Source organism: Pseudomonas sp. E141 (assembly GCF_052659885.1).
Map to the genome: position 1 here is coordinate 3600292 of NZ_CP084024.1, position 26174 is coordinate 3626465.

Below are 26174 nucleotides of genomic sequence, written 5' to 3' on the forward strand. Positions count from 1 at the left end.
GATTATTATTGCATCAGCTGGTCGCGAGATCAGTCGATAGGCCAGAAGACCTTAGGTCGGACTTCTGGAATATCTCCTCATCAGGCTAATCACGGTTTTTGACCCGGCTTTTTGCCGGGTCTTTTTTTGCCGATTTTTCGGCTTATGGCTTCAGGCTAATGAAGTCTTTTGGGTGTCGCTCATTCGATGGCGGCGATGATAGCAAATGAATATCCCTTTTCAAGCACTCCACGCCATCCCGACGAAAACTATCGACAGGCAGCACTTGAGAATCAATCGCGGACTCACTAAGCTCCAATAGCGTCCAGGGAGGACGCCCCCTCTTTTCTGTCACGCAAATCGTCCCGACATCCTCCTCCTTGCGTGTAAAGTAACGGTCATAAAATCCATCACAGGAATCGTGACCGTGGCTAAATCTTCCTTTGATATCAGCGCCAATTTCGACAGCGGCAACATCGAGATCGTCGACATCAGCAATCCTTTGCAATCACTGCTGAAGATCAGACCCGACACCCGTAGCGCCCACTTCCAGTGGTTCCACTTCAAGGCCAGTGGCTTGCATGTCGGCCAGGAATATTCCTTTCGTTTGCTCAATGTCAGTCAATCGTCCTACAACAAGGCATGGACGGGTTACCAGGCCGTTGCCTCTTATGATCACGTCAACTGGTTCCGTATTCCCACACAGTTCGAAGGCGACGCCCTGCGCTTTCACCTGGAAGCCGAACAGTCCCATGCCTGGTTTGCCTATTTCGAACCCTACAGCCGTGGTCGTCACGACTGGTTGATCGAGCAGGCGCTGCACAAGGCCGGGACCGAACTGCTGGCCGTCGGCAAAAGCGTGGAAGGCCGCGACATTCAACTACTGCGCAAGGGCAGCGGTGCCGAAGGTCGACGCAAAGTCTGGATCATCGCCCAGCAGCATCCCGGCGAGCACATGGCCGAGTGGTTCATGGAGGGCGTGATCGAACGCCTGCAGCATCAGGACGACACGCGCTTGAACCGACTGCTTGCCAAGGCCGATCTGTATCTGGTGCCCAACATGAATCCTGACGGTGCCTTCCACGGCCATCTGCGTACCAATGCCATGGGGCAGGATCTCAACCGCGCTTGGCAGAACGCCAGTCCGGAAATCAGTCCTGAGGTATTTTTCGTACAGCAGCAAATGGAAAAATACGGCGTAGATTTGTTTCTGGACGTTCACGGTGACGAGGAAATCCCTCACGTCTTCACTGCCGGTTGCGAAGGCAACCCCGGCTACACGCCACGCATTGCCGAACTCGAAGAGCGCTTTCGCAGCGATCTCAAGCACCAGACCAAAGACTTTCAGACCGCTCACGGCTACACCCGCGACGCACCGGGCCTGGCCAACATGACCCTGGCTTGTAACGCGGTCGGCCAGAAATACGACTGCCTGTCCCTGACCCTGGAGATGCCGTTCAAGGATCATGACGACCACCCGGATCCTCGCACCGGCTGGTCCGGCAAGCGTTCGATGCAACTGGGCAAGGATGTATTGAGCACCATAGCGGACATGGTCGACGAGCTGCGCTAACGCTCCATCATCCAACGCTCTCCCCGTGGTGGGCACTCGGTGGCGAGGGACTCATTCCCTCGCCACAAGTTATCGTTTGTCGACAGGTAGCGGGGACTTCAATCCCGTCCTCGCAACATACTGTCCAACACCTCATCCCGACGCACCCAACCATGAAACAATGCCGCCGCCAGATGCACCAGCACGGTCAGGAACAATAGATAAGCCAGGTAGCCGTGGGCCTTGCGCAACAGTGCGAAAGTCTGGGCATCCGCCGGTACGATGGAAGGCAATTGCAGGGAGCTGCTGAGCATCACCGGGTCTCCCGCCGCTGAAATCATGCCCCAGCCCAACAGGGGCAGAATCAACATCAAGGCATACAACAGAGCATGGGACGCCTTGGCCGCCAACGCCTGCCAGCCTGGCAGATCGGCCGGCAATGGTGGTTGGCGTGTCGTAAAGCGCACCACCAAGCGTACGATCACCAGCAGCAAAATCGCGATGCCCAAGGGTTTGTGCAACTGAAGCAGCCATTCATGGCGCTCGGACACCGAGGCCACCATGCCCGCGCCGATAAAGAGCATGGCAATGACCATCAATGCCATCAACCAGTGCAGCAGTCGAGCCAGCGGTGCGAAGTGTCGAGGGGCGCTCATGGGCGGGACTCCTGGTTGGCGGGCAATTGACTGACTTCGCTGGTGCGCCGCAAGTACGAACTGGCATACGCGGCAGAGCGCGCCGCCAAAAGCGGGTCATCTGAACCTTCGATGCCGCTCGGCAGAATCAGCGGGTCATAGTTGATGTCGCGGCATTCGCCGTCGTCCTGTGACTGGGTGCGCTCCAGCACCAGCGTACCGGCGTTGAGCACCGTTCGATCTTCGGGCCAGGCTTTGCTGGCATCGTTCACCGGATCGCCCGGATTGGCCAACGTGATATTCAGCTGCCAGCGCAACGGCCCCGCAGCCAGGCGCTTGACCAGATCCTGTTCCAGAAAGTCAGCGCCCTGGGGTGGCGTCACGTCCGTGCCATCCGAAGCCACTGGCACCACGCCCCACCGCACCGCCTGGCGTTGTCCCGCAGGATTGACCAGATAGAACGCATTGATGCCGTTGTAGGTTTCGGTGGCATAGCTGGCCGATGGCCTGGCCGTCTTGATCCATTGCAGGAACGGTTTGGCTTCCGGGTGCGCGGCAAAGAAGGCGGGTACGGCCGCAGGGTTGGGTTTGCCCGTGGCCGGATCCGGCGATTGTGCCTGTTGCAACTGATAGAACGCTTCGGGCGTGCCCACCGGAAACACCGGCATGCTGTTCATGCCGGTACGCCACTGCTGCCCGTTGGCTTGGGTGAAGCGCAGCGCCAGGCTGCGGATCGGCACGCTGTTGTCCGGCGCGTAGGGGTTGCCGCTGGGCAAGGCAAACCGCCCGACGACCGGCGTGCGCGCCTCCAGGAAGACTTGGGCACTGGAATAGGGGCGAGCCTCACCGCTGCTTTGGAAATAGCCCGCAACGCAAACCCCTTTGGAGTGATTGCGACGAAAGCCCGGGTGCACACCGTTGTTCTTTTCCAGCACGTTGACCAGCGCATTCGGTGTCAGGCGTTGTGGGTCAAGGGTTCCGTTGACGTAGGCAAATGTCCCGGCCAACGCGGCAACAATCACAGCAATGCCGGTCAGGCGCAGCGCCAGGCTGACGGCACTCAACGGCGGCCGGCTCGGTTCAAAGGAAGGGTCAACCATGACGAAGCTCCAAGGCCCAAGGCCGTTTGTACTAAAGGACCCGTCAGACGAAAGCCAGAGGGGTTTATTCCCACACTTCGTATTTATTTTTCCCAGGCTGGAATAATCTCGTTCGCGAGTCGTCTTTCCACTCCCGGCGCAGTGACTGCCAAAGAAGCACAGCCATGAACGAACTCGACGAACAGTTGCGCACGCTCATCCCCCGACTACGGCGTTTTGCCGTGTCGTTGACGCGCAACCCCAGCAATGCTGACGACCTGGTGCAAGCGTGCCTGGAGCGGGCATTGTCAAAATGGAATGACAAACGGGCCGATGGTGACCTTCGGGCCTGGCTGTTTTCGATTCTTTATCGACAGTTTCTCGATAGCCATCGTCGTTCCCGACGCTATGCACGCATGCTGGAATTTTTCACCGGTCGCGATGATGCTCACCCTTCAGCCGAGCGCAGCGTGATCGCCCAATCGTCCCTCGAGGCTTTCGATCGACTGACGACCGAACAACGTGCGCTGTTGCTGTGGGTGTCGGTGGAAGGCTTGAGCTACCAACAAGTGGCCGACATCCTCGACGTGCCGACCGGCACCGTGATGTCGCGCCTATCCCGCGCCCGCCAGGCCCTGCGCCAACTCAGCGACGGCGAAATCACCCGCCCTGCCCTGCGGATACTCAAATGATCAGCATGCCCCCCAGCGACAACGACTTGCACGCCTTCGTCGATCGTCAACTGAGCGAAGCCGACCAGCGTCTGATGGAAAACTACCTGGCCAATCACCCGGAAGTCGCCGCCCGGGTCCAGGCCTGGCAACAGGACGCACAACACTTGCGCGCGGCCCTGAACGCAGGCCTGCAACACGCGCCTAATCCGGACCTCGACCCGACAGCGATCCGCCAACGCCTGAAACATCGGTTCCATCGCCATCTGGCCAGCGCGGCAGTGTTGGTGTTGGCCGTCAGTGTCGGCGGTTTGAGCGGCTGGAAGGCCCGGGAGATGACGCTCGTCAGCGCTATGCTGCCCATGAGCGACGCCTTGCAGGCGTATCGATTGTTTGCCCAGCAAGGCATCCTGCAGGCCGATTACCAAGGCGGCGATGAGAGCACCATGCAAGGGTGGCTCGACCGTTACTTTACCCGGGCCGACCGCCTGCCAGATCTGTCGGCGGCAGGTTTCAAGCCGGTCAGCGGACGATTGCTGAGCACCGAGCAAGGGGCGGCGGCGATGGTGGTTTATCAGGACCCGAGCGGCCAGAAGATCAGCTTCTACGTGCGTCCGCCAGGCCCGAAAAATTTCCTGCTACCGCGCGGCAGCCGTCGTGACGGCGAGTTGCAAGCCGAGTATTGGTCCGGGCCGGGATACAACTATGCGATGGTCATACCCAGTGATACGCCAGCGGCGCAAAAGCTCAAGCAGACCCTGAATTTCTGAGCGCTGCAGCCCTCTCCCACAGAGGTCGGGGATGCCCGTGAAATTCAACCCTGCCCAAACACCTGCGAAGGTCTGCGCAGCAGCGGGTCGAACGGGTTGACTCGCGGTCCGATCAGGGCGGCCTCGCGCTTGAGCATTTCCACCACCGTCGGCAGCCGGTCGGGCCCCAGTCGATCACTCACGGTCGCCACGCTCAACGCCGCCACGGCGCGGCCCTCCCGGTCCAGGATTGGCACAGCCACCCCGGCCATGCCTTGCAACACGCCAGTGTTGCGTCCGGCGTAGCCCAGCGCGCGCACGCTCTCCACTTCCGTGCGCAGGAAGACTTCATCGTACAAATGAAAATCCTTGAGCCGTGGCAGGTTGTACTGGATCACCGTGTCGCGCTCTTCTTCCGGCAGGAACGCCAGGATCGCCAGGCTGCCCTGCCCCACGCCCAACGCTACGCGACCGCCTATGTCGCCGGTGAATGTGCGGATCGGGAAAGGACCTTCACTGCGGTCCAGGCAGATCGCATCGAAACCACTGCGCGCCAACAGAAATAACGAATCCCCCAGGGACGCCGACAGCCGCAGCATGGCAGGGCGCGTCAACTCACGCAGATTGCCGGTGTTCCCGGCACGCGCGGCCAAGGCAAAGAAGTCCAGGCTCAGGCGATAGCGTTTGCTGCGCGCGTCCTGCTCGACCATGCCCTCGTCCATCAGACTGCGCAGCATGCGATGTGTGGTGGGTTGAGACAGACCGATGCGCTGAGCCAGTTGCGTGACCCGCTCTCCGCCCTCGACGGTGTCACCCAGGCTGCGCAACACGGCAAACAGTCGAGAGACCGCGCCGACCCCGACTTCGTTTTTTTCGCTATTCCGATCAGTGGAATCAGGCATGAAGTTTCTCGCTTGTTAAATTTACTCACCGAAGGAAACTGAAAATAGTCGTCGTCTCAGTGAAATAGTCCATTGAGCCCATCCTATTCTTCGTCCTACTCTGCGTCCATACAGGGGCGATTCGAACAACAGCGGCAGCCGACTTGACGTCGAGCGCCAACGCACCCCGCAGCATCCCTTCGTATCTGCCCATACAAAAAAGCGCGCCTTGTGGCGACGCATAACAATCTCAGGTGGAGCGCAATCATGGCTTTTGTGCAACTTGAAGGACTTGGCAAACGTTACGGCGCCATCGATGCCGTGGTGGACACCCATCTCTCGGTGGAAAAAGGCGAATTCGTCTCGCTGCTGGGCCCCTCCGGCTGCGGCAAAACCACCACTTTGCAAATGATCGCCGGCTTCGTCGAAGTCAGCAGTGGGCGCATCCTGCTGGACGGTCGCGATATCACCCATGCCAAGCCCGCCAGTCGGGGCCTGGGCGTCGTGTTCCAAAGCTACGCGCTGTTCCCCCACATGACCGTCAAGGACAACGTCGCTTTCGGCCTGCGCATGCGCAAAGTGCCCGGCGCCGAGCTGCAACAACGGGTGGATCGGGTGCTGAAGCTGGTGCGTCTGGACCAGCACGCCGAGCGCTACCCGCGGGAACTCTCGGGCGGCCAGCGCCAGCGCGTGGCACTGGCCCGGGCGCTGGTGATCGAACCGCCAGTGCTGCTGCTCGACGAACCGCTGTCCAATCTCGACGCCAACCTGCGCGAGGAGATGCAGTACGAAATCCGCCGCATTCAGCGGGAAGTCGGCATCACCACATTGATGGTGACCCACGACCAATCCGAAGCACTGTCCATCAGTGACCGAGTCGTGGTGATGCAGGCCGGGCGAATCACTCAGATCGACGCGCCGTACACCCTCTACGAACACCCGCGCACCGAATTCATTTCCGGCTTCGTCGGTAAAGCCAACCTGCTGCCCGGCGAGCGCGACGGCCAGGGCAATGTTCAAGCTTGCAGCCAGGGCCACGGCGAACTGGTCTTGAGCCTGCGTCCAGAGAAAATCGATCTGTGCCAAGCCGGCTCGGGTCGGTTGCAAGGCGTCATCGTCAGCCGCTTCTTCCTCGGCAGCCAATGGCTGTACGGCGTCTCGACCAACCTGGGCGAGCTCAGCGTGGTGCGACGCAACGACGGCTGCGCGCCGATGACCGAAGGCACGGCGGTAGGTCTTGACTGGGATCCGGCGCTGCTGCGGGTGCTGAGCGTGGACGAGGTGCCGGCATGAAGCTGATCGATGCAATGCGCCGGGGAAGGCAAGGCTATCTGATGTCCGCGCCCGCCCTGGCCTGGTACCTGGGTCTGCTGGTCATTCCCTTGGGGCTGACGTTGGTGCTGTCGTTCAATGTCTTCGACTACGGCACGGGCATCGACGGGGACGCCTACACCCTCGACCACTACGCCAGCCTGCTGAGCGACCCGTACTATTACGAGATTTTCTTGCGCACATTCTGGATCAGCGCACTCACCACTATTTTGTGCGTGCTGATCGGCGTGCCCGAGGCTTATATCCTCAGCCGCATGGGCGCGCCGTGGCGCTCGATCTTCCTCATTCTGATTCTCACGCCGCTGCTGATTTCGGTGGTGGTGCGGGCCTTCGGCTGGAGCCTGCTGCTGGGTGCCGACGGGCTGGTCAACCAGACTTTGCAAGCTTTGGGCGGCTCACCGATGAAGCTGCTCTATACGCCGTTTGCCGTGGTCATCGCCCTGGTGCATGTGATGCTGCCATTCATGATCATCCCGGTCTGGACCTCGTTGCAAAAACTCGATCCGGCCGCCGAACAGGCCGCACTGTCCTTGGGCGCGAGCCAGTTGACGGTGATGCGCAAGGTCGTGCTGCCGCAGATCATGCCCGGCGTCTTGTCCGGCACCCTCATCGTGTTCGGCCTCGCCGCCAGTTCCTTCGCCATTCCCGGCCTGCTCGGTGGGCGCCGCCTGAAAATGGTCGCCACGCTGATCTACGACCAGTACCTGTCGGAGCTGAACTGGCCGATGGGCGCGGCCATTGCCGTCGCGCTGCTGCTGCTCAACCTGCTGATCATGCTGTCGTGGAACCGCATGATCGAAGGCCGCTACAAGAAGTCATTGGGGTAACTCGTCATGTCCAGGAACGGTCCTTTCGCCCTGTTGTTTCATGCCCTGGTGGTGGTGTTCATGATGGCGCCGCTGGTGGTGGTCTGTCTTGTTGCCTTCACCCCGGAAAATACCCTGAGCCTGCCGACCACGGCGTTTTCCCTGCGCTGGTTCCGTGCGGTGTTCGAACGCGCCGACTTTATCGATGCGTTCTACAACAGCCTGATCCTGGCATTCAGTGCGGCGTCGTTGGCGACGTTGATCGCGGTGCCGGCGGCGCTGGCGATCACACGGCTCGAATTTCCTGGCCGGGATTTTTTCAATGGCCTGTTCCTGTCGCCGATCATCATTCCACACCTGGTACTGGGTGTGGCGTTGCTGCGGCTGTTTGCGCTGATGAGCGTGAACGGCAGCTTCACCTGGCTGATCTTCGCCCATGTGCTGGTGATTACACCGTATGTACTGCGTCTGGTGCTGGCCTCGGCCATCGGCCTGGACCGCAGCGCCGAGCAGGCCGCGCAATCGCTAGGGGCCGGGCGCTTCACGCTGTTTCGGCAAATCACCTTGCCGATGATCCTGCCCGGGGTAGCCGGAGGCTGGTTGCTGGCGTTCATCAACAGCTTCGACGAGGTCACCTTGTCGATCTTCGTCACTTCACCGGCCACGCAAACCCTGCCGGTGCGCATGTATGTCTACGCCACCGAATCCATCGACCCGATGATGGCGGCGGTGTCGGCGCTGGTCATCGCGCTCACGGCGCTGACCATGATTCTGCTCGACCGGGTCTATGGCCTGGATCGAGTTCTGGTGGGCAAACAATGAGGGCGCCATGGCTCTGTTGAAACGACTGGCCGAAGGCGACCGCCCGGCATTGGACTTTATCCTCGACGGCAAACCGGCCATCGGTCTGCTGGGCGATACCCTGCTTACCGCTGTGCTGACCTGCAGTGAACACTTGCGCGGCAGCGACTTCAGCGCCGAGCCCCGGGCCGGTTTCTGCCTGATGGGCGCCTGCCAGGATTGCTGGGTCCGCCTGGGCGACGGCCGCCGCGTGCGCGCCTGCTCGACGCTTCTTGAAGCCGGCCAGCAGATCACCCGCGAACCGGGGCGCCAGCCATGAACAATGCCGTCTGGAATGGCCCCATCGCGAACAGACTCGCTGCCACAGGGGACTTGCAGCAAGCATCACCACCGTCCCCCTGTGGCAGCGAGCCTGCTCGCGATGGCGGCGACGATAGCAGCATAAATCCCACAGCATCGCCTGCGAGGTGGCTATGAAACCGGTAGCCATCATCGGGGCCGGCCCGGCGGGTATCCGCGCCGCCCAGACCCTGGTCGCCCACGGCGTATACCCCGTCCTGCTGGATGAAGCCGCACGCGGTGGCGGACAGATCTATCGGCAACAACCGGCCAACTTCAAACGCTCGCCGGCCAAGCTGTATGGCTTTGAGGCGCACAAAGCCAGCGCCCTGCACCAAACCTTCGACGCGTTGCGCGAACAGCTCGATTACCGGCCAGACACACTGGTGTGGAACGCCGAGTCGGGCCTGCTGGATACCTTGCGTGAAGGCCGCGCCGCGCGCCTGGAGTACGCCAGCGTGATCGTCGCAACGGGCGCCACTGACCGAATTCTTCCCGCTCCGGGATGGACTCTGCCCGGTGTGTACAGCCTGGGCGCGGCGCAGATCGCCCTGAAGTTCCAGGGTTGCGCCATCGGCGAACGGGTGGTGTTCGCCGGCAGCGGCCCTTTGCTTTATCTGGTGGCTTATCAATACGCCAAGGCCGGCGCCAAGGTGGTCGCGGTACTCGACAGCTCGCCCTTGAGCGCCCAGGCCCGCGCCCTGCCCGGCCTGCTGGCTCAACCGGCCACACTGGCCAAGGGGCTCTACTATCGCGCCTGGCTGAGCAGCCACGGCATCGCTGTGCATCAGGGTGCGAGCCTGTCGCGTATCGACGGAGAACGGCGCGTCCAGTCATTGCAGTGGCGCAATGCAAAAGGCTTGCAATCGCTCGACTGCGACGCGGTGGCCTTCGCCCACGGCTTGCGCAGCGAAACCCAACTGGCTGACCTGCTGGGCTGCGAATTTTCCTGGAGCCCCCTAAACCGCGCCTGGCTGCCGCAGCGTGATCCTGCCGGTCGCAGCAGCGTGCCGGGGATCTACCTGGCAGGCGACGGGGCCGGAATCATGGGTGCCGACGCCGCGGAAATCGCCGGCGAACGTGCGGCCCTGGCCTTGCTCGAAGACCTCGGCTACCTGGTCGACCCGCAGCGTTGCGCCCAACTGGAACAATCCCTGGAACGCATCGGCCGTTTCCGACAGGGCCTGGAGCACGCCTTTGTCTTTCCCACGGATTGGGCCGCCCACGCCGCTGACGACCTGATGATCTGCCGCTGCGAAGAAGTCAGCGCAGGTGAGATCCGCCAGGTAGTAGGTGAAGGCCATTGGGAAATCAACCGGGTCAAGGCCCATTGCCGAGTCGGCATGGGGCGTTGCCAAGGGAGAATGTGCGGCGCGGCAGCGGCGGAAATCATTGCCAGCGAGAGCGGGCGTCCGGTCGGCGAAATCGGCCGGATGCGGGCACAGGCACCGGTCAAACCCGTACCGTTTGGCCTGGAGGTCGAGCCATGATCGAAGTGGATGTCGTGATCATTGGCGGCGGTATCGTCGGCGCCTCGGCCGCGCTGTTCCTGAGCAAGGCCGGACGCCGGGTGGCATTGCTGGAGCGAGACTTCTGCGGCTCGCACTCCAGCGGCGTCAACTACGGCGGCGTGCGGCGCCAGGGTCGACCGTTGTCACAACTGCCGCTGTCGCAACGGGCCCATGAAATCTGGAGCCAGTTGCCGCAGTTGATCGGCATCGACGGGGAGTACCAGCGCAGCGGTCACCTGAAATTGGCCCGCAGCCCCGACGACTTGCGAGCCCTGCACGACTATGCCGCCAACAGCCAGGGCTTCGGCCTTGATCTGCAACTGCTGGACCGTGACCAGTTGCGCGCCCGCTTCCCATGGGTCGGTGCAGTTGCAGTCGGAGCATCCCTCTGCCCGGACGACGGCCACGCCAATCCGCGACTGGTGTCCCCGGCATTTGCCCAGGCGGCCCGCAGGCATGGCGCACAGGTCTTTGAACAATGCGCAGTCAGCCATGTGGAGCATGACGGTCAGCACTTTAGTGTGCGTACCGAAACGGGCCTGGTGCTTCAGGCCCCCTGGCTGCTGAACTGCGCGGGCGCCTGGGCGAGCCATTTTGCCGCGCAATTTGGCGAAGCGGTGCCGATGCACGCCGGGCATCCAGCGATGCTGGTCACTGAGCCATTACCCTTGGTGATGGATGCCAGCACCGGCGTGGAGGGCGGCGGTATCTACGCCCGCCAGGTCGCCCGTGGCAATTGCGTGCTGGGGGGCGGCCAAGGTTTCGCCCTGGACAATGCCCGCGCCCGCCCCGGCCAGAACGCAGTGGTCGACATCCTGCGCCAAGCCGTCGAGCTCTACCCTTTTTTGGAAGGTGCCCAGGCGATTCGTACTTGGAGCGGCACCGAAGGTTACCTGCCCGATCGCCAACCGGTGATCGGCCACAGCAGCACCCAACCCGGCCTGTTGCATGCGTTCGGCTTTGCCGGCGCAGGTTTTCAGATCGGTCCCGCGGTGGGCCAGGCGCTCACCGAGATCATCTGCTGCGGCGCGTCAAAAACGTCGCTGGATGCGTTTTCAATCACCCGGTTTCACTCCATCTCCGTTGCTTGATAGAGGAAGGTCGCGCCAATGAATAACGTCAAACGCAGTGCACTGTTCGGTTTCTGCTCGCTGGGTTTCTCCTGCCTGGGCGCCCTGCTCCCCGTCAGCCAGGCGATGGCCGAGCCGACGCTTTATCTGGGCATGAACGGTGGGACCATGGAGCGGCTTTACGCCGACAAGGTCTTGCCGGCCTTCGAAAAAGCCAACAACGTCAAAGTGGTGATCGTGCCCGGCACCTCCGCCGACATCCTGGCGAAAGTCCAGGCCAGTAAAGGCAACCCGCAAATGCACGTGATGTTCCTCGACGACGGCATCATGTACCGCGCCATCGCCATGGGGCTGTGCGACAAGCTCGAAGACAGCCCGCCCCTGGCCCAGATTCCGGCCAAGGGCCGCATCAAGGATCAAGCCGTGGCCGTCAGCCTCGGTGTCACGGGACTTGCCTACAACACACGGTTGTTCAAGGAAAATGGCTGGAGTGCGCCCACCTCCTGGATGGACATGGCCGATCCGCGCTTCAAGGACAAACTGGTGTTCCAGTCCCTGGCTTCCTCGACCTTCGGCCTGCACGGTTTTCTGATGTTCAACCGGATCCAGGGCGGCAGCGAAACTGACGTCGAACCGGGCTTCAAGGCCTGGCCAAACACCGTCGGACCCAACGTGCTGGAATACATCCCCAGCTCAGCGAAGATCTCCGAAATGCTGCAAACCGACGAAGCCGCGCTGTTCCCGTTGACGCCGACCCAAGTGACCGCGCTCAAACTCAAGGGCATGCCGGTCGAGTACGCGCAACCCAAGGAAGGCGCGGTGGTGCTCAATGTCGCTGAGTGCGCCATTGCCCAGAACACACAGCCTGAACTGGCGCAAAAGCTCGCCGCCTTCCTGCTGACGCCCGAAGCCCAGGCCATCGCCCTGGAAGAAGGCGACCAGATCCCGTCCAACCCCACCACACCGACCACTGACAAAACCCGCGGCCAGGTCGAGGCGATGAAGCAGTACCTGGAAACGGCGATTGCGGTGGATTGGGACCAGGTCAACGAACAACGCCCGGCCTGGAACGCACGATGGAACCGCAGCGTCGAGCGCTAGACACCTTCGACGCTGGCGAGGGGACTTTTGTGGGGGCAAGTCTTGCTCCCACAGATAAAACCTTCGCCACAGGGTGTTGTGTTGAACTGATTATTGGTTAACTGTGCGGCTTCGGGCTTGATGCCCGCCCCTTGATCAGCAGCGAACCTCTCATGCACACCCTCGCTCAACTGCGCGCCGGCCAGCTGTCGGGCATCAAACGGCTGGATCTGTCCTGCGGCCTGGCACAGTTCCCCCGGGAAATCTTCGACCTGGCCGACTCGCTCGAAGTCCTCAATCTCAGCGGCAACCAATTGACTGCGCTGCCCGATGATCTGCATCGGTTGACCCACCTGCGGGTGTTGTTCTGCTCGGACAACCACTTCATTGAATTGCCCGAATGCCTGGGTCGCTGCGCGGCATTGACCATGGTCGGTTTCAAGGCCAACCGCATCGAACGCGTGCCCGGCGCTGCCCTCCCTCCGCTATTGCGCTGGCTGATCCTGACGGACAACCGCATCAGTCTGTTGCCGCAAGAGCTCGGCCAACGCCCGCACTTGCAAAAGCTCATGCTGGCCGGCAACCGATTGCGGCAGTTGCCCACGAGCCTGGGGCAGTGCCATCGTCTTGAACTGCTGCGCATCGCCGCCAACCAATTGACCGAGCTGCCGCAATGGTTGCTCGAGTTGCCAAGCCTGAGTTGGCTGGCCTATGCCGGCAACCCGCTGGAAACCCAGGCCAACGCCGACCTCCTGGCGAGGACGACGCCCATCGACTGGTCGCAACTGAACGTGCATCAACAATTAGGCGAAGGCGCTTCGGGGGTGATTCATCAGGCGCTATGGCAACCACCGGGTCAGGTCGCGCGACACGTCGCGCTCAAACTGTACAAAGGCCAGATGACCAGCGACGGCTCGCCATTGCATGAAATGCACGCCTGCATCACCGCAGGTCGTCATCCGAACCTTATCGACGTGCTGGGCCAGATCAACGGGCACCCCGAGCAACAGGCCGGACTGGTGATGGACCTGATCGCGCCCAGCTACCGCAACCTGGCGGGGCTGCCGAGCCTGGAGTCCTGCACCCGCGACGTGTATGCCGACGCACTGCGTTTAAGCGCTCCCGTGGCCTTGCGCATCGCCCTGGGCATCGCCTCGGTGGCGGCGCACCTGCACCGCCAGGGCATTACCCACGGTGATTTGTACGGGCACAATATTTTGTGCAATGACCAGGGCGACTGTCTGTTGGGCGACTTTGGCGCGGCGTCGTTCCATGCCACTGCCGACACGGTGCAAACCCGTGCATTACAACGCATCGAAGTGCGGGCGTTCGGGATTTTGCTGGGGGAACTGCTGGCGCGGATCGAACCGGGGCTCAGTGCTGAGGAACTGGCAACGTTGCAGGATCTGCAGGCGCGCTGCTGTCAGCCGCAGGTGCTGGGGCGGCCGGGGTTTGAGGAGATTGAAGGCTTACTGCGCGACTGTGGCGAAGGAGCTTGCTCCCTCGCCACAGGGGGTTGTGGTGCTTAACCGGCCAACCCGACAAACATGTCCTGCACGTCGTCGTGATTGTCCAGGCCCTCAAGGAACGCCTCGACTTCGGCCATCTGCTCGTCCGTCAGGCCGCTGACCGGGTTTTTCGGCTGGTAGCCGAGCTTGGCGGACAGCACGGTGAAACCTTGCTCCGGCAGCGCCTTCTGCACCGCATCCAGGTCGGAAGGATCAGTGAGGAACAGCGTCGCGCCGTCTTCGCCCGGTTCGAAATCCTGGGCGCCGGCCTCGATGGCGGCCATTTCCGGATCAGCGTCGGGGCTGTCCGGGGCGGCTTCGATCATGCCGACATGGTTGAAGTCCCACGCGACCGAACCCGAGGCGCCCAGTTGGCCCTTGCGAAACGCAACGCGAATCTCGGCGACGGTACGGTTGATGTTATCGGTCACGCATTCGACGATCAGCGGCACCTGATGCGGTGCGAAGCCTTCGTAGGTCACACGATGGTACTGCACGGTTTCGCCGAGCTGGCCGGAGCCTTTCTTGATCGCGCGCTCCAGGGTCTCGCGGGGCATCGAGGCCTTTTTCGCCTGCTCGACCACCAGTCGCAGATGCGCATTGGTGGCAGTGTCAGCGCCGTTGCGCGCGGCAATGGTGATTTCCTTCACCAGCTTGCCGAAGATCTTGCCCTTGGCGTTGGCAGCCGCTTCTTTGTGTTTAACCTTCCACTGTGCGCCCATTACTCACTCTCTTGTCTGTCGCGCCGAGACATCTGCTGGCCGGCGCTGTGGCGCAAGTTTATACGGCCTAAACCGGCTGATCGACCAAAAAATCACCGCCGATGAATCAACATTTCCCCGACGTGCTGTAGGGAGTTTCTGAAATGGCGATTTGGGGCCCCCTTTCCTCCTGCGGTTTCGTACTCTCGTGAACTTATCTTCCCAGCCAGTAAGAACCGCGATGCGCAACGAATCGGAAAGTCCTTTCAGCCTGACCCTCACGCAAAGCGATTTGCGCCTGCAAGTCCTGAGGTTTAACGGTCGCGAAGCGCTCAACCAGCCATACCGTTTCGACCTTGAATTGATCGGGCTGTCGCCGCCGATCAATCCCGACACGTTGCTGGACCAGCCTGCCTTCCTGCGCCTCGATGGCGAATGCGGTGTGCATGGCGTTGTGCACAGCGTCGGCGTGACGAGCCATGCCCCACAGCGCATCGGCTATCGCTTGACGCTGGTGCCGTACCTCCAGCGCCTGGAACAGGGCCCACGGCGACGGGTTTTCTACCGGCTTAGCGCTGTGCAGATCCTGCATCGACTGCTGGAAGACAATGCGCTGCCGGCCCACAGCTACCGCTTTGAACTGCCCCATGGGCAGTACCCGTGCCGCCCGTTCTGTATCCAGTACGAGGAGAGCGATCTGGAGTTGCTGCACCGGTTGTGTGAAGAAGAAGGCATTCATTACCACTTCGAACACACCGTTCATGGCCATGTCCTGGTGTTCGCCGAAGACCCGAAAAGTTTTCCCGCCCGTCCGGTCGAACTGAACCTGCGCCCTGATCCTGGCCAGCAACCAGCCCTCAGGCAGGTGTACCAGCGACACTGCGCAATGACCCATGGCCTGCCGGCCGGTTTCAGTGATCGCGACACAAGCCAAGCCGGAGACAGCGCGGCCAATCACGCCTTCGAAGGTGAAAATCACGAGACGATACGCAGCAGTCCGACGTTGGCTCATCGCTACCAGGCCGGCCGCCGCAGACTTGAGCGGCTGCGCTGTCGACAGCGGGAAATCCAGGGCCAGAGCCACCAGCCCTTCCTGCGCAGCGGTCATATCGTGCAGATCAGTGAACATCCGGAGTCCACTTTCAACGACCAGTGGCTGATCACCGATATCCAGCATCGCGGACGGCAATTTTCCATCCTTGAAACCAATCTGTCGCCCACACCGGCGACCCGCGATTACCGTAACCGGTTTTCGGCCATCCCATGGTCCACCGTATTCAGGCCTGCCCTCAAGCATCCAAGACCCTGCATCCCCGGCTATCACCTCGCGTACGTACTCGACCCTGACCATCAGCCGACACGCCCCGATCACCGCGGCCGTGTCACTGTCAGCCTGTGGACCCCGGATAACGAAGGCATCACCCTGCCGGTGTCACGCCTGACGCTGAATGAGCGGCCCGCCCTGAGGACCGGCAGCGTAGTGCTGGTGAGCTTTCTCGATGGTGACCCCGACCGACCGGTGCTATGCCTGGGGGTAGGCGATGTCGGCGGTGGGCAGCCCGCCATACAAACGAAACCGGTGCAGGGTCAAAATGACACAAGGCTGCTATTGGACTGGCTCCTGAATCCGCCAGACCTGACACCCTGACCTCCTTGCGTGACCAGGGCACTTACTCCCGCGCGGCGGCGCAACAGCCGCCATCCTGTGAATGCATTGATCGGGGTTGTTCATACTGGCGAAACTGATCTGGCTCAAGCGAACCCGAAAAAACGGGCTTACAGTAGGAGCACTACGCCGCATAAGACGGTGCTCTACCTGATGACTGGAGATACCTGCATGCCCTGGAAAAGCTCGGAAAACCGCTACAGTACCGTCACGGTCTCCCTGCATTGGCTGATGCTGATTCTACTGGCCGTGGTTTATGCCTGCATCGAACTGCGAGGGATATTCCCCAAAGGCAGTGACGGCCGGACCCTGATCAAAGAAGCTCACTTCATGCTCGGCCTGACCGTGTTTGTGCTGGTCTGGCTACGCCTGTTCGCCCGCAGCATGGGGAAGGCTCCAGCCATCTTTCCCGCCTCGCCTGCCTGGCAGACCTTCCTTGCCCACCTGATGCACTGGGCGTTGTACCTGTTCATGATCGCCATGCCATTGCTGGGGTGGCTGATCACCAGTGCCGAAGGGCATCAGGTGATGTTCTATGGTTTCGATTTGCCACTGCTGATCGATCAGGACAAAGACTTTGCCAAACAACTGGAGGGCTGGCATGAGTTGGGAGGCACCATCGGCTACTGGCTGATTGGCCTGCATGCCTTGGCGGGTCTGTACCACCACTACATCGTGCGCGATAACACCCTGCTGCGGATGATGCCCAAACGCGGTTGACGCTGGTTATTCAAACCCTCGGCGGCCTTGCAAGCCGCCGGTGTGAACGAAAATCAAGCGGGTGCCGCGAGCAAACTGTCCGGCCTCGACCCGCGCCTTGAGCAGCATCAACGCCTTGCCGGTATACAGCGGCTCCAGTTCGATGGCGCCAGTGGCGTGGATGAAGGCGACGAGTTCGGCGTCGACCCGGGCGAAGCCGCCACGGCTGCCGTCGAACAACTCATAACGCGGGTTGCAGAGACCTGCTTGCCCCACGATGCTTTCGACCTGCTGCGCCACGCCGTGATCCGCAGGCACAGCCAACACGCCGTAGACCGGGTGCTCCCCCGCTTCAGCCAACACCAGCCCCGCCAGGGAGGTCCCGGTACCGCAGGCCAGCCACCAGCCGTGATAATCCACCCAGCCCAACGCCGCCAATTGTTCACGGGCCCCGGCCACCCAATCCATGCAACCCTGCGCGCCGGACAACCCTGAACCGCCCTCAGGCACCGGATGCAGGTGCGGGTATTGCGCCTGCCAGGGTTGCCAGAAATCCGCGGCGTGCCGCCCTCGGTATCCGCCATAACCCAGCCAGTGCAGATCCATGTCGAACGCTTTGAGGTCAAGGACCGTCGGCGTTTCCTGGGGATGGCCGCGCAGCAGCCCGACCGTTGGGAACCCGAAGCGCTTGCCAGCCGCCGCCAGCGCATGCAGATGGTTGGAATAGACACCGCCCAGGCTCATGATCCCCTTGGCACCGGCCTCATGGGCAGCGCGCACATGGTGAACCAGCTTGAACCACTTGTTGCCGCTGATCAGGGGGTCAATCTGGTCCAGACGCAGCACCGCCACTTCTATTCCGGCACGGGCGAGCCAGTCCAGATGAAGGAGCTCCAGGCGGGGTTGGGGGTGCCAGTCGAGGCAGGAAAGCAACATTGCAGCAGGCCGAATCGGGACGAGCCGCAAGTTTAACAGCTAGGTCGCGGATGACCTCAGTGCCTGTGTTCATTGCAACCCCTTGTGGGAGCGAGCCTGCTCGCGATGGCGGTGGGTCAGTAAACACTCATGCAACTGACTCATCGCTATCGCGAGCAGGCTCGCTCCCACAGGGGCTCAGCCCCCGAAGATTCGGTCTTTACAACTGCGCCGCCAATCGCGAACCCTGATTGATCGCCCGCTTGGCATCCAGTTCTGCCGCTACGTCGGCACCACCAATGAGGTGGACGGTTTGCCCTGCGGCTTCCAGGCCTTGCTGCAACTCACGCAACGGATCCTGGCCGGCGCAGATCACGATGTTATCCACGGCCAGCACCTGCGGCTCGCCGGTTTCACCGATGCGGATGTGCAAGCCTTCGTCATCGATTTTCAGGTACTCGACGCTGTTGAGCATCTGCACCTGCTTGTTCTTCAGGCCCGTGCGGTGAATCCAGCCGGTGGTCTTGCCCAGGCCGTCGCCCACCTTGGATTTCTTGCGCTGCAACAGGAACACTTGCCGCGCCGGGGCATGGGGCTCGGCTTTGATACCCGCCACACCGCCGCGCGCCTGGAGCAGGGTATCGATCCCCCATTCTTTCCAGAACGCTTCACGGTCCTGGCTGGTGGCAACCCCTTGGTGGACCAGGAACTCCGACACGTCGAAGCCGATACCGCCGGCCCCGATCACCGCGACGCTGCGGCCCACTGGCTTGCGCTCCAGAATCACATCCAGGTAGCTGAGGACCTTGGCATGCTCCACCCCGGGAATCGCCGGCACTCGCGGTGCGATACCGGTGGCCAGGATGATCTCGTCAAAACCGCCCGCGACCAATTGCGCGACATCCACCCGCGTGTTGAGGCACAGCTCGACGTGGCTGGTCTGCAACTTGCGCTTGAAATAACGCAGGGTTTCGAAGAACTCTTCCTTGCCCGGCACCCGCTTGGCGATATTGAACTGGCCACCAATTTCGCTGGCCGAATCGAACAGCGTCACCTGATGACCCCGTTCGGCCGCCACGGTAGCAGCGGACAAACCGGCCGGACCGGCACCGACCACAGCGATTTTTTTCACCTGTGTGACCGGCAAGTAATTGAGCTCGGTTTCATGGCACGCCCGCGGGTTCACCAGGCAACTGGTGAGCTTGCCGCCAAAGGTATGGTCCAGACAGGCTTGGTTACAGCCGATGCAGGTATTGATTTCATCCGCGCGCCCGGCGGCAGCCTTGTTGACGAACTCCGGATCGGCCAGGAAAGGCCGCGCCATGGACACCATATCGGCGTCACCTTCGGCCAGGATCTGCTCGGCCACTTCCGGGGTGTTGATGCGGTTAGTCGTGATCAGCGGAATACTCACTGAGCCGCGCAGTTTGGCTGTGACCTTGCTGAACGCCGCCCGCGGAACCTTGGTGGCGATGGTAGGAATCCGCGCCTCGTGCCAGCCGATACCGGTGTTGATGATCGTCGCCCCGGCCTGCTCGATGGCTTTGGCCAACTGAACGATTTCATCCCAACTGCTGCCACCTTCCACCAGATCGAGCATCGACAGGCGAAAGATAATGATGAAGTTGGGACCGACCGCCTCACGCACCCGACGCACGATTTCCACCGGCAGGCGCATGCGGTTTTCATAGCTGCCGCCCCAGCGATCGGTGCGGTGGTTGGTATGGGCCGCCAGGAACTGGTTAATGAAATAACCTTCCGAGCCCATGATCTCGACACCGTCGTACTCGGCTTTCTGGGCCAGGACCGAACAGGTGACAAAATCACTGATCTGCTTTTCGATGCCCTCTTCGTCCAGCTCCTTGGGCTTGAACGGGTTGATCGGTGCCTGGATCGCGCTCGGCGCCACCTGCTTGGGGCTGTAGGCATAGCGCCCGGCGTGGAGAATCTGCATGCAGATCTTGCCGCCGGCCTCATGTACGGCACGGGTCACAATCTGGTGCTTGAGGGCTTCTTCCTCGGTGGTCAGCTTGGCCGCGCCGGAGTAAACGCCACCCTCGTCATTCGGCCCGATTCCGCCGGTGACCATCAGCCCCACGCCGCCACGCGCGCGCTCGGCAAAATACGCCGCCATGCGCTCGAAACCACCGGGTTTTTCTTCAAGACCCGTGTGCATCGACCCCATCAGGGTGCGATTGCGCAACGTGGTAAAACCCAGGTCCAGCGGGGCCAGCAGGTGCGGGTAATGAGGGGTGGTCATCGATAACTCCACAACGGGCGATCACGGAAAAAATGCGGAGGCTCTGCGGCTTCCATCAGTCATGCCAAACAGCCTAAGAGCGGGAAGCTGCGTGCTCAATGGCCGTAACTGACAACTTAATGATCCAAATGCGCAACGCCCCTTGGCAACACCCCATCGTGGGCCCTACCCTAGTCAGTGAATCCGCACACGGCCGCTGACTGTTCCCCATGCGCAAATTTCTGTACCTGCTGTTGTCACTGGCCTTGATTGCCGCCCTGATCACCTACGCACTGTGGACGGTGGATCGTCCGGCGGGTCATTACCTGTCAGACCTTCGCATCAATCTGGCGGTGAACCAGGGCACCCCCGCCGATCAAGGCAACTTGCTGGGCATCCAGCCCGAACTGTTCCCCACCGACTACCAGAGCCCCGAACGCCTGCACCGCAAACTGGCGGCCTATCTGCAAACCGCTCGTGACCTGGGCTTGCTCAATGACAAAACCGTGGTGGTCTTGCCCGAGCACATTGGCACCTGGTTGATGATCGCCGGGGAAAAAGACGAGTTGTATCAGGCCGCCACGTTGAAGGAAGCGATGAACTGGCTGGCGGTCAGCAACCCGCTGGCGTTCATCCAGGCGCTGGTCAGCGCAAAAGGTGACAACCGGCTGGACGATGCTTACCTGCGCATGAAAGCCGACACCATGGCCCGTGACTACCAGGCACTGTTCGGCGGACTCGCCAAGGAGTTCGGCGTGACTCTGGTGGCCGGCTCCATCGTGCTGCCCGAGCCAAGCGTCAGCGATGGCCAACTGAAAGTTGGCCGGGGCCCGTTGTACAACAGTAGCGTGGTGTTCGGCCGCGACGGTCGGCCGCTGGGCCAGCCACAGCGCCAACAGCACCCCATGTTCGAGCAACAGGGCGTGCTTGGGCCAGACCATCCGGACACAATCAGCGTCGTCGACACCCCTGCCGGTCGCCTGGGCGTGCTGATCGGCAGCGACAGTTGGTACCCGGTTCATTATCGGCAGTTGAATGAACAGGGGGCGCAATTGGTGGCAGTGCCTGCCTTTGTCAACGGTCGCCATACCTGGGAAAAACCCTGGGGTGGCTATAGGGGCCTGTCCACACCGAGCGAAGTCAGCCTCAAGCCTGGGGAAGTGAGTGAAGGCCAGGCCTGGCATCGCCTGACACTGACCAGCCAGCCGCCCAGCAGCCAGGCCAGGGGCGGCGTCAGTGTCTTCCTGCGGGGTCAGTTCTGGGACAACGGTAGCGCCGGGCAGAGTTTCATCAGCCATGACGGCGAGCATTTTCCCGACGGTGAAGCTCGTGGCGCCCGTCTGCTGAACCTGTGGCTGTAACACCATGAAACCGCAACCGATGCGACTGGGAGACTTGTCAGTCAGCTTCGTCCATAGCCTGGCCGATGCGGTTGCCAGCCATGGCCACGATCCCCAGCCTTTGCTTGAACAATACGGTCTGGATGCGGCACGCCTGGCCGAGCCCGGGGCTCGTCTGTCGATCCCGCGCTACATGCGCCTGGGGCACGCCGCCATCCAACAGACCCAGGACCCTGCCTTGGGTTTGCGCATGGGCCAACTTAGCCGCTTGAGCCAGGCCGGGCTGGCAGGCGTGACGGCGGCTCAGGCACCGACGGTGCGCGAAGCCGCGCGGTGCATGATCCGCTTCGAGCCGCTGTACGGCTCCAACTATCGCGGTCAGTCGAGTTTTCATGAAGATGCCCGAGGCGCGTGGCTGCGGTTCTATTCCATCAGCCCCTATAACGCCTACAACCGCTTCGTCGTGGATTCGATCATCGCCGGCTGGCTGGCGCAGCTGTCCTGCGTGAGTGCTGTCGCGTTGAGGGCTGAACGTGTGGAAATCGAGTTCGAAGCACCGGTATACCTGGAGGCCTATCGCGCGCTCGGTGACTGCCCGATCCAGTTCGGTGCCGAACATAATCAGCTACGCCTGGGACTCGACAGTCTCGCCCAACGCAACCCCCAACATTGCCCCGGCACCTGGCGACACCTGGTTCAGTTGTGTGAACGGGAGCTGGAGCAATTGACGCGCACCCGCAGCCTGCGCGAGCGCATCATCCAACTGCTGGGGCCCTTGCTCAACGGCGGTCGGGAACCCGACCTGGAAGAAGTGGCGGCGCGTCTGAAGCTGCCGACCTGGACACTGCGTCGCAAACTGGCCGAAGAAGGCACGCAATTTCGCGCAATCCTCAACGACACTCGCCGCGACCTGGCCATGACCTACATTCGCGACACTGAACTGGCGTTCGGTGAAATCGCGTACCTGCTGGGGTTCGCCTCAGCGGAAGCCTTTCAACGCGCCTTCAAGCGCTGGAACAACCAGACTCCGGGCGAGTTTCGGCGCAGTCGTAGAAGCAGTTAGGCTGCAAACCTGCCGCTGATAACGTGTCGTTTTTAGCGGATTTACAGCTCTGTCGCATCCTCGGCGGGTTCCAGGGGATCAAGCTCATACGCCTGATATTCCAGCAGCTCTTCCTGATAATCATCCATCTTGAATCCTTCCCATAACGTAACGTTGAAACCGATGCCTGATGGCGCTGGAATCAGCATAAAGCCGCTTTATGAACAAAACATGAAGCAAAAGCTTCATGAATTAAACGTAGCACAGCGCTGGGAAATTACTGCGTGCAGGTGTGGCAAGGGATTTCCACCCTTGCCACTGAGCATCAAGAGGCGGGAAGCGGCTGGATCGGCTCGGAGGGGGCCGGCAAGGCGCTGGAGGGTGGCGGTGTAATGGCTTGCGTCGACGACTCAGGCTCTGATAGTTGAGGCTCGCTGGGTGCGATGGGCGCGGGCTCTGCCGGCGGCGCGACCGGCTCCGAACTGGCCGGAGAAGTCTCGGCAGGCGCGGGCGTGGCCTCCTCCACCGGCGCGACTGGCGCTGGTGCCGGTTCGGGAGCCGGCTCCGGCTCTGGAGCAAGAGCAGGTACAGGCATCGGTGCCGGCTCTGGTGCAGGAACAGGCATCGGTGTCGGCTGCGGAGTAGAAACCGGTGACAACGCCGCCGGCTCGACCTGGGGTTCCGGAACGCCAAGCTCAGCCTTGGGCTTTTCGGTTTCTTCCACGGGTTTCTTCGCCTCGGGGGGCAGGAACAACTCCACGAGGGCAAAGAAACGCTCATAGAACTTCGCCGACGACACGGTTTCGCTGGCAACCTTGACCATCGAATCATCGGACGAGCCGATCGGCATCGACACCGATCCCAGCACCCCCACGCCCAGGCTGGCGGAGTTGTTGGTTTTCTTCAGCGCATAACGGTCCTGCAAGGCGTTGGCAAACATGGTCGCACGGTGTCCGGGACCACTATCTTCAGCACAGACCAGATTGAAGCTGATCTCCATATGGGTTTCGCCGGTCTGCTGAAAACTCTTGTGACCGCTGACCAGCTTCGGATCGCTACTGGTAATGATGTAGCCCTGGCTGAGCAATGCCCGGCGCCCGGCTTCGCAGGTCGCCGCATCATTCACTGAATAGGAACGCGAGAACGTACCGGAGTCATCGAAGTTTTCATGCTCGTAAATAGCTGTTTTCTTCGACGAGCAACCGGCTGCAGCGGCCAGCACCAGTGCCAACCCGACGGTGCGCATAGGGAATGATTTGAACATTGAACATCCTGAGGAAAACGATCCGGGGCGTATTGTGCAACAGAACGCTGCCAGGCCGCGTGGCTAATCTTGTCTCAAACGGGTTACAAGTCTACTGGGGGTTATTTGCGGGAAAAAGACGCGAATTCGGTGGAGCGACGAAGATACTGCCCGATGCAACAAGCAGACACAAAAAACCCGGCCTTTCGGCCGGGTCGTTGTGGGGCAAACATCAGAGCACTTAGAAGCGCTCGATGTCCGCCTCACTCTCCAACTGCTTGCGATAGGCAGCGAAGTCCTGCTGGCCGACACGAGAAGCGAGATAACGGCGGTATTGCGCCTTCTCCTCATCGCTCGGCGCCGCCGCTTCGTTTACGCCGTTCAAACGCACGATGACCAGACTGCCGTCGGGCAACGTCACACTGCTGAACGTCGGCTTGTCTTTCGATTCGGGTTTAGGCATCCGGAACAATGCCTGCAACACCGCCGGATCAATCCCTTCCTGGCTTCGAGTCGCCGCTTCGATGACCTTCCAGTTCTGACCGTCGACAGGTTGATCCAGGGCCGTCTTGCCATCGCGCAAACCGGCAATCAACTCCTCGGCCCGGGTCTTGGCCGCCGCACTGGCATGTTCCTTCGCCAGTTGAGCGCGAATGGCCCCGTCCACGCTTTCCAGTGGCATTTGCTCGGGCTTGCGGTGCTCCTTGGCCCGCAGCACCACCACGGTTTCCGGGTCCAGCTCGATGGCGGTGCTGTTTGCACCCTCATCCAGTACCTCCGGGCTGAACGCGGCGGTCACCACGGCGCGGTTGGCCGCGATCCCCTCCCCACCCTCACGGCCGAACGGCGCCGAAGTGTGGACGGTCAGTTTCAGGTCCTGAGCCGGCTGTGCCAGGTCGGAGGCTTCGAAAGAGGCATCCTCCAGTTGCTTGGTCGCCTCCACGAAACGCTGCTCAACCTGCTGGGTTTTCAGCTCGCGAACAAGCTTGTCCTTGAGGCTGGCAAACGTTGGCACTTCAGGCGCTTCGACTCCCAACAACTTGATCAGGTGAAAACCGAAATCGGTACGCACCGGTGCCGATACCTGATCCTTGCTCAACGCATACAGAGCCTTTTCGAACTCCGGATCGTAGACACCCGGACCGGCATAACCGAGATCGCCGCCGCTGTTCGCCGAACCTGGGTCCTGGGAGAACTCCTTGGCCAACGCCTCAAACGATTCGCCTTTGGCCAAACGAGCCTGAATCTCTTCGATCTTCGCCTTGGCCTGGGCTTCGGTGACCTTGTCGTTCACTTCGATCAGGATGTGCGCAGCACGACGCTGTTCGGACAGGTTCGCGATTTCTTTCTGATAGGCCGCTTGCAGGTCTTCATCCTTGACGCTGACCTGATCGAAGAAAGAAGCCTTCTTCAGCTCAAGGTAGTCGATGACCACCTGGTCGGGCGTCATGAATTCCTTGGCATGCTTATCGTAGTAAGCCTTGACCTCATCATCGGTCAGTTTGACCGTCGACGAGTCGGCCTGGATATTCAAGGTGGCGAAATCCCGGGTCTGTTTTTCCAGACGGGCGAAGGCCAACACTTGGGCGTCGGTGACAAAACCACTCCCCGCCAGACCTGCGCGCAACTGGCCGATCAGCATCTCCTGAGCCAGCATCTGACGAAATTGCATGCGGCTGTAACCCAGCTGGCGGATCACCTGATCGAAACGCTCGGCGCTGAATTTGCCATCGACCTGAAACTCAGGCGTTTGCAGGATCACTTGATCCAGCGCGGCTTCGGAGAAGGCGAATTTCGAATCTTGCGCGCCTTGCAGCAACAGCTTGCGATCGATCAGGCCTTTGAGCGCTGAGTCGCGCAGCATTTTTTCGTCCAGCAACGAAGCGTCGAAATCCTTGCCCAGCTGTTGCATGAGCTGGCGGCGTTGCATGTCGACCGCCTGGCTCAGCTCGTTCTGGCTGATCTCTTCGCCGTTGACCTTGGCTGCGTCATTACTGTTGGTGGTAGCTTGAAAAATGGCATCGAAACCGGTCAACGCCATCAATACGACGATGACCCCGATGATGGTTTTGGCAATCCAGCCTTGTGAATTGTCCCTGATATTCTGCAGCATGCGTCCCCCAGAAACGGTTGAACTTCAAATTTAGGCAACCGTGGAGCGTGGGTAGAATCCGGATAGAAGAAAGGCGCATCCGAGGATGCGCCTTCTCGTAACTGGCGGAGCGGACCGGACTCAAACCCGCGAGTCCTGGCGTGACACACCGGCTACAAACCGGCTGTATGACCGCTCCGCTGCCAAGCCAGGCATGACCCCGACCCGGATAAACTCGGTGAAA

24 protein-coding genes are annotated in these 26174 nt (G+C 61.2%); 15 read left to right on the forward strand and 9 right to left on the reverse strand.

Features of this window, described 5'->3' with window-relative positions:
• The first annotated feature begins 400 nt into the window (after positions 1-400).
• A complete protein-coding gene (locus GKKCFE_RS16000) occupies positions 401-1552 on the forward strand; it encodes a M14 family metallopeptidase (protein WP_445576819.1) in 1152 nt (383 codons plus the stop codon).
• Between the two features lie 98 nt (positions 1553-1650).
• On the opposite strand, the gene GKKCFE_RS16005 is transcribed toward GKKCFE_RS16000, so the two are convergent.
• Together GKKCFE_RS16005 and GKKCFE_RS16010 are read right to left on the reverse strand one after the other, a co-directional pair.
• Positions 1651-2187, reverse strand: coding sequence for a cytochrome b (locus GKKCFE_RS16005; RefSeq protein WP_047228475.1), 537 nt, complete (start codon positions 2185-2187; stop codon positions 1651-1653).
• The gene (locus GKKCFE_RS16010; protein WP_445576820.1) at positions 2184-3266 is read right to left on the reverse strand and encodes a catalase family peroxidase; all 1083 of its coding nucleotides are present in this window, start codon (positions 3264-3266) and stop codon (positions 2184-2186) included. The genes GKKCFE_RS16005 and GKKCFE_RS16010 overlap by 4 nt, the downstream gene beginning before the upstream one ends.
• Positions 3267-3430: 164 nt before the next feature.
• On the opposite strand from GKKCFE_RS16010, the gene GKKCFE_RS16015 reads away from it, so the two are divergent.
• Positions 3431-3937 carry a sigma-70 family RNA polymerase sigma factor gene (locus GKKCFE_RS16015; protein WP_047228477.1) on the forward strand — a complete coding sequence of 169 codons (507 nt, stop codon included), beginning with the start codon at positions 3431-3433 and terminating at the stop codon, positions 3935-3937.
• A complete protein-coding gene (locus GKKCFE_RS16020; RefSeq protein WP_139049604.1) occupies positions 3934-4686 on the forward strand; it encodes an anti-sigma factor family protein in 753 nt (250 codons plus the stop codon). The genes GKKCFE_RS16015 and GKKCFE_RS16020 overlap by 4 nt, the downstream gene beginning before the upstream one ends.
• A 44-nt stretch (positions 4687-4730) precedes the next feature.
• On the opposite strand, the gene GKKCFE_RS16025 is transcribed toward GKKCFE_RS16020, so the two are convergent.
• Positions 4731-5567, reverse strand: coding sequence for an IclR family transcriptional regulator (locus GKKCFE_RS16025; protein WP_076383978.1), 837 nt, complete (start codon positions 5565-5567; stop codon positions 4731-4733).
• 246 nt (positions 5568-5813) lie between these two features.
• On the opposite strand from GKKCFE_RS16025, the gene GKKCFE_RS16030 reads away from it, so the two are divergent.
• The 8 genes from GKKCFE_RS16030 (at position 5814) to GKKCFE_RS16065 (ending at position 14014) form a co-directional block, all read left to right on the forward strand.
• Complete coding sequence (locus GKKCFE_RS16030) at positions 5814-6839, forward strand: ABC transporter ATP-binding protein (protein ID WP_445576821.1); 1026 nt, start codon at positions 5814-5816, stop codon at positions 6837-6839.
• A complete protein-coding gene (locus tag GKKCFE_RS16035) occupies positions 6836-7705 on the forward strand; it encodes an ABC transporter permease (protein ID WP_139049602.1) in 870 nt (289 codons plus the stop codon). The genes GKKCFE_RS16030 and GKKCFE_RS16035 overlap by 4 nt, the downstream gene beginning before the upstream one ends.
• Positions 7706-7711: 6 nt before the next feature.
• Positions 7712-8506 (forward strand): ABC transporter permease, encoded by a 795-nt coding sequence (locus GKKCFE_RS16040; protein ID WP_445576822.1) that lies wholly within the window; start codon positions 7712-7714, stop codon positions 8504-8506.
• A gap of 7 nt (positions 8507-8513) precedes the next feature.
• Positions 8514-8804 carry a (2Fe-2S)-binding protein gene (locus GKKCFE_RS16045; protein ID WP_047228483.1) on the forward strand — a complete coding sequence of 97 codons (291 nt, stop codon included), beginning with the start codon at positions 8514-8516 and terminating at the stop codon, positions 8802-8804.
• A gap of 154 nt (positions 8805-8958) precedes the next feature.
• Positions 8959-10314 carry an FAD-dependent oxidoreductase gene (locus GKKCFE_RS16050; RefSeq protein WP_445576823.1) on the forward strand — a complete coding sequence of 452 codons (1356 nt, stop codon included), beginning with the start codon at positions 8959-8961 and terminating at the stop codon, positions 10312-10314.
• A complete protein-coding gene (locus tag GKKCFE_RS16055) occupies positions 10311-11426 on the forward strand; it encodes an NAD(P)/FAD-dependent oxidoreductase (RefSeq protein ID WP_047228485.1) in 1116 nt (371 codons plus the stop codon). Before GKKCFE_RS16050 ends, GKKCFE_RS16055 begins: the two co-directional genes overlap by 4 nt.
• Before the next feature lie 18 nt (positions 11427-11444).
• Complete coding sequence (locus tag GKKCFE_RS16060) at positions 11445-12506, forward strand: ABC transporter substrate-binding protein (protein ID WP_047228486.1); 1062 nt, start codon at positions 11445-11447, stop codon at positions 12504-12506.
• A gap of 152 nt (positions 12507-12658) precedes the next feature.
• Complete coding sequence (locus tag GKKCFE_RS16065; RefSeq protein WP_445576824.1) at positions 12659-14014, forward strand: leucine-rich repeat-containing protein kinase family protein; 1356 nt, start codon at positions 12659-12661, stop codon at positions 14012-14014.
• Here GKKCFE_RS16065 and GKKCFE_RS16070 read toward each other — a convergent pair.
• On the reverse strand, positions 14011-14715 hold the full coding sequence (locus GKKCFE_RS16070; RefSeq protein WP_047228487.1) for a YebC/PmpR family DNA-binding transcriptional regulator: 705 nt from the start codon (positions 14713-14715) through the stop codon (positions 14011-14013). The two genes, GKKCFE_RS16065 and GKKCFE_RS16070, sit on opposite strands and share 4 nt — an antisense overlap.
• Before the next feature lie 220 nt (positions 14716-14935).
• Between GKKCFE_RS16070 and GKKCFE_RS16075 the strand changes: the two genes are divergently transcribed.
• Both GKKCFE_RS16075 and GKKCFE_RS16080 read left to right on the forward strand, forming a co-directional pair.
• Positions 14936-16342: a type VI secretion system Vgr family protein gene (locus tag GKKCFE_RS16075; protein WP_445576825.1), complete on the forward strand. Its 1407-nt coding sequence runs from the start codon at positions 14936-14938 to the stop codon at positions 16340-16342.
• Between the two features lie 189 nt (positions 16343-16531).
• The gene (locus GKKCFE_RS16080) at positions 16532-17080 is read left to right on the forward strand and encodes a cytochrome b (RefSeq protein ID WP_107322278.1); all 549 of its coding nucleotides are present in this window, start codon (positions 16532-16534) and stop codon (positions 17078-17080) included.
• Positions 17081-17086: 6 nt separating this feature from the next.
• Here GKKCFE_RS16080 and GKKCFE_RS16085 read toward each other — a convergent pair whose 3' ends face one another.
• Positions 17087-17995 carry a 1-aminocyclopropane-1-carboxylate deaminase/D-cysteine desulfhydrase gene (locus GKKCFE_RS16085; RefSeq protein ID WP_281460004.1) on the reverse strand — a complete coding sequence of 303 codons (909 nt, stop codon included), beginning with the start codon at positions 17993-17995 and terminating at the stop codon, positions 17087-17089.
• A gap of 199 nt (positions 17996-18194) precedes the next feature.
• A complete protein-coding gene (locus GKKCFE_RS16090) occupies positions 18195-20234 on the reverse strand; it encodes an oxidoreductase (RefSeq protein ID WP_047228491.1) in 2040 nt (679 codons plus the stop codon).
• Between the two features lie 209 nt (positions 20235-20443).
• On the opposite strand from GKKCFE_RS16090, the gene GKKCFE_RS16095 reads away from it, so the two are divergent.
• Together GKKCFE_RS16095 and GKKCFE_RS16100 are read left to right on the forward strand one after the other, a co-directional pair.
• Positions 20444-21574 (forward strand): carbon-nitrogen hydrolase family protein, encoded by a 1131-nt coding sequence (locus GKKCFE_RS16095; protein WP_439125111.1) that lies wholly within the window; start codon positions 20444-20446, stop codon positions 21572-21574.
• A gap of 4 nt (positions 21575-21578) precedes the next feature.
• The gene (locus GKKCFE_RS16100; RefSeq protein WP_305466299.1) at positions 21579-22616 is read left to right on the forward strand and encodes an AraC family transcriptional regulator; all 1038 of its coding nucleotides are present in this window, start codon (positions 21579-21581) and stop codon (positions 22614-22616) included.
• A 41-nt stretch (positions 22617-22657) separates the two neighbouring features.
• Here the strand turns inward: GKKCFE_RS16100 and GKKCFE_RS16105 are convergent, their stop codons facing one another.
• From GKKCFE_RS16105 to GKKCFE_RS16115, 3 genes are all read right to left on the reverse strand, one after another.
• Positions 22658-22804, reverse strand: a complete 147-nt coding sequence (locus tag GKKCFE_RS16105; protein WP_171061343.1) for a hypothetical protein — start codon at positions 22802-22804, stop codon at positions 22658-22660.
• Between the two features lie 116 nt (positions 22805-22920).
• Positions 22921-23859 carry a DUF2242 domain-containing protein gene (locus tag GKKCFE_RS16110; RefSeq protein ID WP_445576826.1) on the reverse strand — a complete coding sequence of 313 codons (939 nt, stop codon included), beginning with the start codon at positions 23857-23859 and terminating at the stop codon, positions 22921-22923.
• Positions 23860-24079: 220 nt separating this feature from the next.
• A complete protein-coding gene (locus GKKCFE_RS16115) occupies positions 24080-25951 on the reverse strand; it encodes a SurA N-terminal domain-containing protein (RefSeq protein WP_316911969.1) in 1872 nt (623 codons plus the stop codon).
• Between the last annotated feature and the right edge of the window lie 223 nt (positions 25952-26174).

What these genes read in the sequence shown, in the direction of transcription:
- GKKCFE_RS16090 (WP_047228491.1), bottom strand. Translation starts at nt 20,234, where the DNA reads ATGACCACCCCTCATTACCCGCACCTGCTGGCCCCGCTGGACCTGGGT.
- GKKCFE_RS16070 (WP_047228487.1), bottom strand. Translation starts at nt 14,715, where the DNA reads ATGGGCGCACAGTGGAAGGTTAAACACAAAGAAGCGGCTGCCAACGCC.
- GKKCFE_RS16010 (WP_445576820.1), bottom strand. Translation starts at nt 3,266, where the DNA reads ATGGTTGACCCTTCCTTTGAACCGAGCCGGCCGCCGTTGAGTGCCGTC.
- GKKCFE_RS16075 (WP_445576825.1), top strand. Translation starts at nt 14,936, where the DNA reads ATGCGCAACGAATCGGAAAGTCCTTTCAGCCTGACCCTCACGCAAAGC.
- GKKCFE_RS16110 (WP_445576826.1), bottom strand. Translation starts at nt 23,859, where the DNA reads ATGTTCAAATCATTCCCTATGCGCACCGTCGGGTTGGCACTGGTGCTG.
- GKKCFE_RS16005 (WP_047228475.1), bottom strand. Translation starts at nt 2,187, where the DNA reads ATGAGCGCCCCTCGACACTTCGCACCGCTGGCTCGACTGCTGCACTGG.
- GKKCFE_RS16115 (WP_316911969.1), bottom strand. Translation starts at nt 25,951, where the DNA reads ATGCTGCAGAATATCAGGGACAATTCACAAGGCTGGATTGCCAAAACC.
- GKKCFE_RS16020 (WP_139049604.1), top strand. Translation starts at nt 3,934, where the DNA reads ATGATCAGCATGCCCCCCAGCGACAACGACTTGCACGCCTTCGTCGAT.
- GKKCFE_RS16030 (WP_445576821.1), top strand. Translation starts at nt 5,814, where the DNA reads ATGGCTTTTGTGCAACTTGAAGGACTTGGCAAACGTTACGGCGCCATC.
- GKKCFE_RS16045 (WP_047228483.1), top strand. Translation starts at nt 8,514, where the DNA reads ATGGCTCTGTTGAAACGACTGGCCGAAGGCGACCGCCCGGCATTGGAC.
- GKKCFE_RS16025 (WP_076383978.1), bottom strand. Translation starts at nt 5,567, where the DNA reads ATGCCTGATTCCACTGATCGGAATAGCGAAAAAAACGAAGTCGGGGTC.
- GKKCFE_RS16055 (WP_047228485.1), top strand. Translation starts at nt 10,311, where the DNA reads ATGATCGAAGTGGATGTCGTGATCATTGGCGGCGGTATCGTCGGCGCC.
- GKKCFE_RS16035 (WP_139049602.1), top strand. Translation starts at nt 6,836, where the DNA reads ATGAAGCTGATCGATGCAATGCGCCGGGGAAGGCAAGGCTATCTGATG.
- GKKCFE_RS16015 (WP_047228477.1), top strand. Translation starts at nt 3,431, where the DNA reads ATGAACGAACTCGACGAACAGTTGCGCACGCTCATCCCCCGACTACGG.
- GKKCFE_RS16105 (WP_171061343.1), bottom strand. Translation starts at nt 22,804, where the DNA reads ATGCTGATTCCAGCGCCATCAGGCATCGGTTTCAACGTTACGTTATGG.
- GKKCFE_RS16100 (WP_305466299.1), top strand. Translation starts at nt 21,579, where the DNA reads ATGAAACCGCAACCGATGCGACTGGGAGACTTGTCAGTCAGCTTCGTC.
- GKKCFE_RS16060 (WP_047228486.1), top strand. Translation starts at nt 11,445, where the DNA reads ATGAATAACGTCAAACGCAGTGCACTGTTCGGTTTCTGCTCGCTGGGT.
- GKKCFE_RS16095 (WP_439125111.1), top strand. Translation starts at nt 20,444, where the DNA reads ATGCGCAAATTTCTGTACCTGCTGTTGTCACTGGCCTTGATTGCCGCC.
- GKKCFE_RS16080 (WP_107322278.1), top strand. Translation starts at nt 16,532, where the DNA reads ATGCCCTGGAAAAGCTCGGAAAACCGCTACAGTACCGTCACGGTCTCC.
- GKKCFE_RS16065 (WP_445576824.1), top strand. Translation starts at nt 12,659, where the DNA reads ATGCACACCCTCGCTCAACTGCGCGCCGGCCAGCTGTCGGGCATCAAA.
- GKKCFE_RS16050 (WP_445576823.1), top strand. Translation starts at nt 8,959, where the DNA reads ATGAAACCGGTAGCCATCATCGGGGCCGGCCCGGCGGGTATCCGCGCC.
- GKKCFE_RS16040 (WP_445576822.1), top strand. Translation starts at nt 7,712, where the DNA reads ATGTCCAGGAACGGTCCTTTCGCCCTGTTGTTTCATGCCCTGGTGGTG.
- GKKCFE_RS16085 (WP_281460004.1), bottom strand. Translation starts at nt 17,995, where the DNA reads ATGTTGCTTTCCTGCCTCGACTGGCACCCCCAACCCCGCCTGGAGCTC.